At 67.6% G+C, this 7,059-nt stretch carries 7 protein-coding genes and 1 pseudogene; 4 read left to right on the top strand and 4 right to left on the bottom strand.

Annotated features, from left to right (window positions below):
* Positions 1-292: 292 nt before the first annotated feature.
* Positions 293-1,579, bottom strand: coding sequence for a lytic murein transglycosylase (locus B2742_RS02125; RefSeq protein WP_292062390.1), 1,287 nt, complete (start codon positions 1,577-1,579; stop codon positions 293-295).
* 191 nt (positions 1,580-1,770) lie between these two features.
* Here B2742_RS02125 and B2742_RS02130 point away from each other — a divergent pair, with 191 nt between their 5' ends.
* On the top strand, positions 1,771-2,184 hold the full coding sequence (locus tag B2742_RS02130; protein WP_292062392.1) for a BLUF domain-containing protein: 414 nt from the start codon (positions 1,771-1,773) through the stop codon (positions 2,182-2,184).
* A gap of 355 nt (positions 2,185-2,539) precedes the next feature.
* Here B2742_RS02130 and B2742_RS02135 read toward each other — a convergent pair whose 3' ends face one another.
* Entirely contained in the window at positions 2,540-3,982 is a 1,443-nt protein-coding gene (locus B2742_RS02135; RefSeq protein WP_292062393.1) for a hypothetical protein, read from the bottom strand.
* 753 nt (positions 3,983-4,735) lie between these two features.
* Positions 4,736-5,248, bottom strand: a complete 513-nt coding sequence (locus B2742_RS02140) for a hypothetical protein (RefSeq protein WP_292062395.1) — start codon at positions 5,246-5,248, stop codon at positions 4,736-4,738.
* 225 nt (positions 5,249-5,473) lie between these two features.
* Between B2742_RS02140 and ykgO the strand changes: the two genes are divergently transcribed.
* From ykgO to B2742_RS02155, 3 genes are all read left to right on the top strand, one after another.
* On the top strand, positions 5,474-5,599 hold the full coding sequence (gene ykgO / locus B2742_RS02145; RefSeq protein ID WP_055832286.1) for a type B 50S ribosomal protein L36: 126 nt from the start codon (positions 5,474-5,476) through the stop codon (positions 5,597-5,599).
* A 188-nt stretch (positions 5,600-5,787) separates the two neighbouring features.
* The gene (locus B2742_RS02150) at positions 5,788-6,063 is read left to right on the top strand and encodes a DUF2312 domain-containing protein (protein ID WP_292062402.1); all 276 of its coding nucleotides are present in this window, start codon (positions 5,788-5,790) and stop codon (positions 6,061-6,063) included.
* 2 nt (positions 6,064-6,065) lie between these two features.
* Positions 6,066-6,407 carry a hypothetical protein gene (locus B2742_RS02155; protein ID WP_292062407.1) on the top strand — a complete coding sequence of 114 codons (342 nt, stop codon included), beginning with the start codon at positions 6,066-6,068 and terminating at the stop codon, positions 6,405-6,407.
* 83 nt (positions 6,408-6,490) lie between these two features.
* Here the strand turns inward: B2742_RS02155 and B2742_RS02160 are convergent.
* Positions 6,491-7,059: pseudogene (locus tag B2742_RS02160) on the bottom strand (TonB-dependent receptor); the annotation flags it as partial.

Genomic DNA, 7,059 nt, shown 5'->3' on the forward strand with positions numbered 1-7,059 from the left:
CGGGACGGGGGGAGTCTAGGACGGCCCCCAGCTATGGCGGGATAGGGACGCTGCTTTTTTGGGAAGGCGAGGGGAAACAGAGGGTTGGCGTCGCGGGATATGCTGGCAATCGGTGGATGGGTAGCAGAGCGAAACCCTTCTCCCATTGGGAGAAGGTGCCCCCGCAGGGGGCGGATGAGGGTCGGCTCGGTGAAGCGGCGAAGCCGCCCCCCGGCGGTCGACCCACACCCTTTCGCGCAAGGACGACCGCTGCGCGCTCGTGCGCTCAAGCCCTCTCCCAATGGGAGAGGGTTCAGTTGGCCCTTCGGATCAGCTCATCCGCAAGATCCGCCGTCAGGTAGCCGTCCGCCAGCCGGCCCTCGGCGATCTGCCAGCGGCGCAGGGCGGCGCGGGTGTTGGCGCCGACAACGCCGTCGACGCCCTGGGTGTCATAGCCGAGGGCGGTCAGGGCGCGCTGGGCGCCGAGGCGCTGGTCGCGCGACAGGGGGGCGTCGGCGGGCCAGGTCGCGACCAGACCGGGCCGGCCCGCGATGCCGTCGGCGGTCAGGCCGATAGCCAGGGCGTAGCTGACCGAGTTGTTGTAGCGGCGGATCACATAGTGGTTGGGCAGGGCCAGGAAGGCCGGGCCGCGCGCGCCCTGGGGCAGCAGGATGACCGCCTCTTCCAGCGCCTCGGCGGCGTTGGGGGCGCCGCCGCGGGCGAGGGCGACGCCGCGCCGGGCCCATTCACGCCACGCATGGCGGGGGCCCTCGGCCTCGGCATAGTCGAAGCCGGCGGGCAGGGTGACCTCATAGCCCCAGGTCTGGCCGGGCTTCCAGCCGGCGCGGGCCAACAGGTTGGCGGCGGAGGCGAGGGCGTCGGCGTCCGAGCCCCAGATGTCGACCTTGCCGTCGCCGGTCTGGTCGACGCCGAGACGCAGATAGGCGTCGGGCATGAACTGGGTCTGGCCCATGGCCCCGGCCCAGCTGCCCTTCAGCCCGGCCCGGTCGCGACGGCCGTCGACGACGATGTCGAGCGCGTTCTTGAGCTCGCCCTCGGCCCAGTCGCGGCGCCGACCGTCATAGGCGAGGGTGGCGAGGGAGCGGATGACGTCATAGTCGCCCTGGATGGCCCCGAAGGCGCTCTCATTGCCCCAGATGGAGACGAGGATCTCGGTCGGGACGCCGAAGCGCTGGGTCACCTCCCACGGCACGCGGTCGGTGCGGGCGCGGCCCTGGGCGATGCGGGTGGCCGAGGCGGCCGACTGGACATAGGCGCCGGCGGGGCGGCTGAACTCGGGCTGGTTGCGGTCGAGGCGGATGACCGAGGGATCGGGGGTCAGGCCGGCGAGCTGGCGCTCGTACTCGGCCCGGCGGACCCCGCCGTGGCGGGCGAGGAAACCCTGTTTCCAGCCGTCGAAACCGGCCTGGTCGACGACGACGGGCGCGGGCGTGACCGGAGCGGGGGCGGTCGACGGGACGGTCGCGGGAGCGGCCGGCGCGGGGGCGTCGGGCGTCGGGGCGACCGGCGGCGCCTCCGGCAGCATGGGCGCGCAGGCGGCGACGGAGGCGATGAGGATGAGGCGAAGGCTGATACGCATGGGCTGGATCATAGGTCCCCGACGGTGTTCGCGTCATGACAAGTGCGCGAGTGGGCAAGGCTTGCTGCAATACCGGGGCCAAAGCGGGGCCGCCGGAGGAAGGGACGATCCGGGGCCGGAGAGTGACTTCGCAACCTTGCGTTCGGCAAACGGTTGCGCTGGGTGGGGCATGCCGCCCCAGGGCCACAAGAATGGCGAAAGACCTGTGCAGGCTGGTCTATCGAAGCGAGTCCCGGATCGACCACAACGACGATGTGGCGCTCGACAGGATTTTCAGAACATCGGTGAAGAACAATCTTCGCGACCGGCTCACTGGCGCGCTCGCGCTGCCGGACGGCAAATTCGTTCAGGCGATCGAGGGCGGCCGGCTGGATCTCGTCGCGCTGATGGTACGCATTCGGGCCGACGACCGGCATTGCAATGTCGTGGTTCTGGGGGAATGGCCGATCACGGCCCGGCTGTTCCCCGGCTGGGCCATGGCGCGGCCGGACCCGGAGCCGCTGAGCCGTCAGGCGTTCCGGATCGTCACCGAGGATGGCAGCGGCGTTCAGGTGACGGGCATTCTGCTGGACATGACGAAGCAGCCCGCGACGGCCTGGCTGTAGCGCCGGGCGACGGGCGGAGGAAGTCGCGCCACGCGGGTGTGCGGGGCGGGCGACTTCCCCATTTTGCGTCATTAACCCTCAATTTCATGGAATATTTGAGGGGTGAGGGCGCAGAAGGGGATCAGCTCTGAGACCCGATACCGATGGCCTGGTGGCGGAGGGGCGACGCGACGGCGGTGCAACGCCGTAGACCCTCCGTTCAACTCGGAGGCCAGGCCTCCATCCTCTCCTTTGGTGCGCTAACGCGAGCGACTCGGTCGCTCGCTGCTTGAGCGCGGGAAACTGCGGATGTTGCGGGGGGCAGCTGTCGATCCCAAGCGGACGTTAAGGACCAGCGTCTACTCGCCATCTCCGCTCATCGGTCCCTGCACACGCCGCTGATGTTGCGCGGGCAACGGAAGGTGATACGGCCGTCGACGAAGACGCCCAGCATCTCGGGCACATTGCGCGAGGCTCCGGGATTGCTCGGATGAAGACCGTAGCCGCAGCCGAAGGCGCGGTACGGCCCCGCCCGCGGAAGTTCGCGATAGTTGGCGCAAGACATCTGGTCGAAGTGGAAGGCGACATTGGCCTGTTCGAAATTGACGTAGGTCATCTGCAGCGGCCCCTCGCAGCGCCAGTTGTTGAACTGGGCTTGAGGATCCGACAGTGAGCACAGGACGACTGCCTCCCTGAAATCGATAACCCGGTTGCGTTCGGCCTCGGCAGCGGCGCGCTGGCGCTCCTGCTCCTGACGGCGGGCCTCGGCCTCGCGTTCAGCCTGTTCGCGACGTTGGCGCGCTTCTTGATCCCGCCGCTCCTGCTCTTCTCGCGCCTGCTGGGCCTGGCGTTCGCGCTGCTCGGCGGCGCGCGCCTGTTGCTCGCGCCGCTGCTGGTCGGCCTCGGCCTGTTCCTGGCGAGCTTGGCGATCTGCTTCGTCCCGAGCGCCCCGATCGACATCGTTTTGAGCCGGCGCCTGAGCCGTGTTCCGATAGGTGTTCGCTCCGGCCAAGGCCTCCCGGTCCTCGGTCCACCGGGCCTCATCCTGGCTCCGCTGACGCTCAAGGTCTGCACGTTCGGCGGCGTGTCGAGCGTCTCTCGCCTCACCTTCGCGACGTTGTTGCTGGGTCAGGGGATTATTAGGATCGTTCATCGCCGCGATGGTCTGACGCTCCGCTTCGCGCTGGGCCTCGTAGCGTTGGCGTTCGGCTTGGAAGTTGGCGTTGGCAGCAGAAGCGATCTCAGAGTTTGGACCGGCCACGGCGGAGCCTGCGGCCATCCCAGCAGTGATTGACGCCATATCGCCGTCAGTCTGCATACCAGCGGCCACACCCCCGACCACTGCGCCCAACATGCCGAACATCTCATCTCGGTCTTGCCGGGCCTGCTGTATCGCTTGGTCCGAGCGGAAGGATTCATTCGCGCCGAACATCCCGAAGGCCCGCCAGGGACGCCAGCGACCGCGCTTGTATTCATCCATGTTCGTTTCGAACCGGTCGCCAACAAAGCGGTAGACCAATCGGGTCGCCCCCTCGACGGCAGCCGCGTTAGACACCAGCGATCCATTCTCCAGAATAGTGAAGCCGATCGGGGCTCCCGTCGCTGGATCCAGGGTGAAGTCCTGGTTTATCAATGTGCCGTACGCGCTTTTCTCCATTCTCAGCACCACCCCCGGCGTTACCCAGTAAAACGAGATGCGCTGTGTTTCCGGGATGGTGATCTCAAATCGGCTGAACGAGCGCCCGACGTTCTGATCCATCCCGCCCCAGCAGCCAAGTTGGCGGCAGCGGGCGGGGACTTCCGCGATCGCAGCGGCCACGGCGGGGGCCGATGCGATCGGGGTCGAAGGAGGCTGTGAAGTTCGCTGAGCGGTCGCCATCGCAAGTGACCCGTCCGTGGGCGGGTTTGCAGTGATTGGACCTGCGGCAGCGGCCACCATCGTAGTGCCATCTTGTCCACTGTCTTCTCGCAGACTGATCGTATGTAAGTAGTCGCCGGGGATGAAGGAGGTGTCCATCACGCTGACGACGTAAAGGGCGTCCGATGGCAGGGTTACGGTTTCGGCCTGACCTCGGACGATGGTGTTGTGAACTGCACTTGCGGGGGTCGTTGATGCGTTCGCGACGATGATGCGGACAGGCCTATTTCCAGCGGCGCGTAGATCAACAGTGACCTGTTGGCCTGCTCGGCCTTGGATCCGGTAGGCCAGTCCGCCGTACGCCCGCGCCTCAATCGGTTGGCCTGGAACGACCTCGGTGAGCCGAGCGATGGCGACGCTGGGAGCTGCTTGGCTGAGAGACTCGGCGGGCGTGCCCGCAGCAATCAAACCAGTGGCGACAGCCACGCACAACAAACGCATAACACCCCCGCGAACAACGTTACGGTTGTAAAACCGACTAAAGAGTTGTCAATCCGGCCGAGCTGCCCGGTCGCCTCGAGATGCTGTGGGGGAGCAGGTTTCTCACGACGGCCAGCACCCGCGGCGGCATCGCGATCAAATGTCGCGAACCGCATTGGACAGGTCTCCTTGCCACCCATAGCGGACAGTGGGCCGCCGACCGTACGCGGACGCTCACAGCTTGCTGAAGGCCACGCCGCGCCAGCCCCAGCCCGCCGCCCGGGCGGCGGCCACCAGCGGCTTCTTGATTTCGTCGGTGTCAAACCGGTAGCTGTAGACCTCGCCCCAGGAGAGGTCCTCGCGGAAGGCGTAGACCGCCTCGAAGCTCTTTTCCCACGACTGGCCGCGGAAGCCGCTGGCCGTGGCGGACAGGACGGGGACGCCGGCGCGCCATTCGACCTCCCAGGACTGGTCGACGGCGCGGACCTCGCCCTTCGCTTCGTCGAACTTCATCAGCACCTTGAAGACGCGCTGGATGCCGGCCTTGGCGAAGATCTCATACCAGTCGGCGTCGACGATCCGCCATTCGGCCACGAGGTCGACCCCTTCGGGCGCGCCGTCGCGGACGGTGAAGGGGGCGGTGTCGCGGTTGATGGCGAGGAGTGCGGCCCGCAGCGCCGGGACGGGGAGGCGCGGCACGCCGGGCGGGGCGGGTTTGCTGCCGGTCATCCAGTCGAACAGTCCCATGGGCGTGGTTCCTGCCGGCGCGGCGTTACGGACGCGGGCGATGGAATCGGCTTGCACGATGTGGCGGGCGGGGGCAATCGCGGACCGACCCGGGCGGGGCTGTCGATCAGACGACTGGGGCCTGCCCATCTGGTTGACGAACCGGGGAAGCCTCTCTATACGCACCGCTCCGCCGCAGGTTCGTCCCGCGGCTTTTCTGTTTTGCTTTGCCCCAGGACGACGACCATGAAGGTCCGTAGCTCGCTCAAGTCGCTCAAGACCCGCCACCGCGACTGCAAGGTCGTGCGCCGCAAGGGTGTTGTGTACGTGATCAACAAGACCGACCCGCGCTTCAAGGCGAAGCAGGGCTAAACACGGTCGTCCGCGCCACAGCGCGGCTCGAAAGTTTCAGGGCTGCGGACTTGTCCGCAGCCTTTTTCGCGTCTGGCCCCGACGGTCGTTGAGTCGCGCGGGGCGACGTGGTTAGCGTCCCTCTCAAATCCCCTTCGCTCTCCAGCGGCCTTTCGCCGACCCGGAGAGCCGTGTTCCGGAGTTCTCCCTTGGCCGACGACGCATCCTTCGATTCCTCGCCCGACGTCCTCAACTCGGCGGCCCAGGGCCGGCTGCGCACCATCATCGAGCGCATCGAGCGGCTCGAAGAGGACAAGGCCGCCGTCATGGCCGACATGAAGGAGGTCTTCCTCGAGGCCAAGGGCGAGGGCTATGACGTGAAAATCCTGCGCAAGGTCATCCGCATCCGCAAGCAGGACAAGGCCAAGCGGCAGGAGGAGGATGCGATCCTCGACCTGTACCTCTCGGCGCTCGGCGAGATCTGACACTGAAGAGAACCGGCTTCGGCGGGGGCAAGGGCGGCGCGAAGAAGCCGCCCTCCAGCCCGTTTGAAGCCGAACGCAAGGCGGCCCAGCGGGCGGCCCTCAACGCCCTCAGACGCGCCCGCCGCTCGGCAGAGAAGGCGGGCGTTTCGCTGTCCGAATGGGAGGGCGAGTTCATCGATTCGGTCAGCGAGCGGGTGAAGACCCACGGTCGCGCCTTCGGCGACCCCGAGAAGGGCGCGCCGGGTCAGGCGCTGTCGGCCCTGCAGGGCCGCAAGCTGAAGGAGATCGCCGCCAAGGCGAAGGGCGAGGCGCCGAAGCGGGGATGGGGGCGGAAGAGGGATTAGGGTCGAGGGTCGAGGGTCGAGGTAAGCATTGTGCCTCGCCCCTCACCCCTCGACCCTCATCCCTCGCCCCTCATCCCTCGCCCCTAGAAAAGGATCTTCCGGAAGCTCAGGCTGATCAGGCGGCCCTGGGGGTCGAGGTAGTCGGGCTGGTAGGTCAGGGGCAGGGCGCCGGCGCTGGTCGAGACCTCGGGCCGGCTGTCGAACAGGTTCTGGACGCCGAGATTGACCCGCGAACCCTTCAGCCACGGGAATTGGGCGACCCACGACTTCCGTTCGTTCAGGTCGATGAAGACGTTCAGATTGACCGTGGCCAGATCCGAGAATCGCAGGTCCGGGCCGGTTCCGCCATCGACCCGGGTCGAGCCGGTCCAGTTGGCGCGGACGAAGGCGCCCATGCCGTTGCGGAAGACCCCGCCCTGGGCCTGGATCTCGTGACGCGGACTGCCGCCGCGGGCGCCGGTGGCGGCGCCGTCGAGCAGGTCGAGGAGCGGCAGGCCGTCGGCGATCAGGATCTCATCCTGAAGCCGCCACGTGTGGTAGATCGACAGGTTGAAACGGCCCTGGCCGGGCTGCATGCCGCCCATGCGCCCGCCGCCGCCGCCCATACGTATCGGCGGGCCGCCGCCGCCTCCGGGACCGCCGGCGCGGGGAC

The organism is Brevundimonas sp. UBA7664, from assembly GCF_002483305.1.
In the GTDB taxonomy this organism is placed as follows: domain Bacteria; phylum Pseudomonadota; class Alphaproteobacteria; order Caulobacterales; family Caulobacteraceae; genus Brevundimonas.

Excerpts from the sequence above, each read along its gene's own strand:
- B2742_RS02125 (WP_292062390.1), bottom strand. The coding sequence starts at position 1,579 with ATGCGTATCAGCCTTCGCCTCATCCTCATCGCCTCCGTCGCCGCCTGC.
- B2742_RS02130 (WP_292062392.1), top strand. The coding sequence starts at position 1,771 with ATGGCGAAAGACCTGTGCAGGCTGGTCTATCGAAGCGAGTCCCGGATC.
- B2742_RS02140 (WP_292062395.1), bottom strand. The coding sequence starts at position 5,248 with ATGGGACTGTTCGACTGGATGACCGGCAGCAAACCCGCCCCGCCCGGC.
- ykgO (WP_055832286.1), top strand. The coding sequence starts at position 5,474 with ATGAAGGTCCGTAGCTCGCTCAAGTCGCTCAAGACCCGCCACCGCGAC.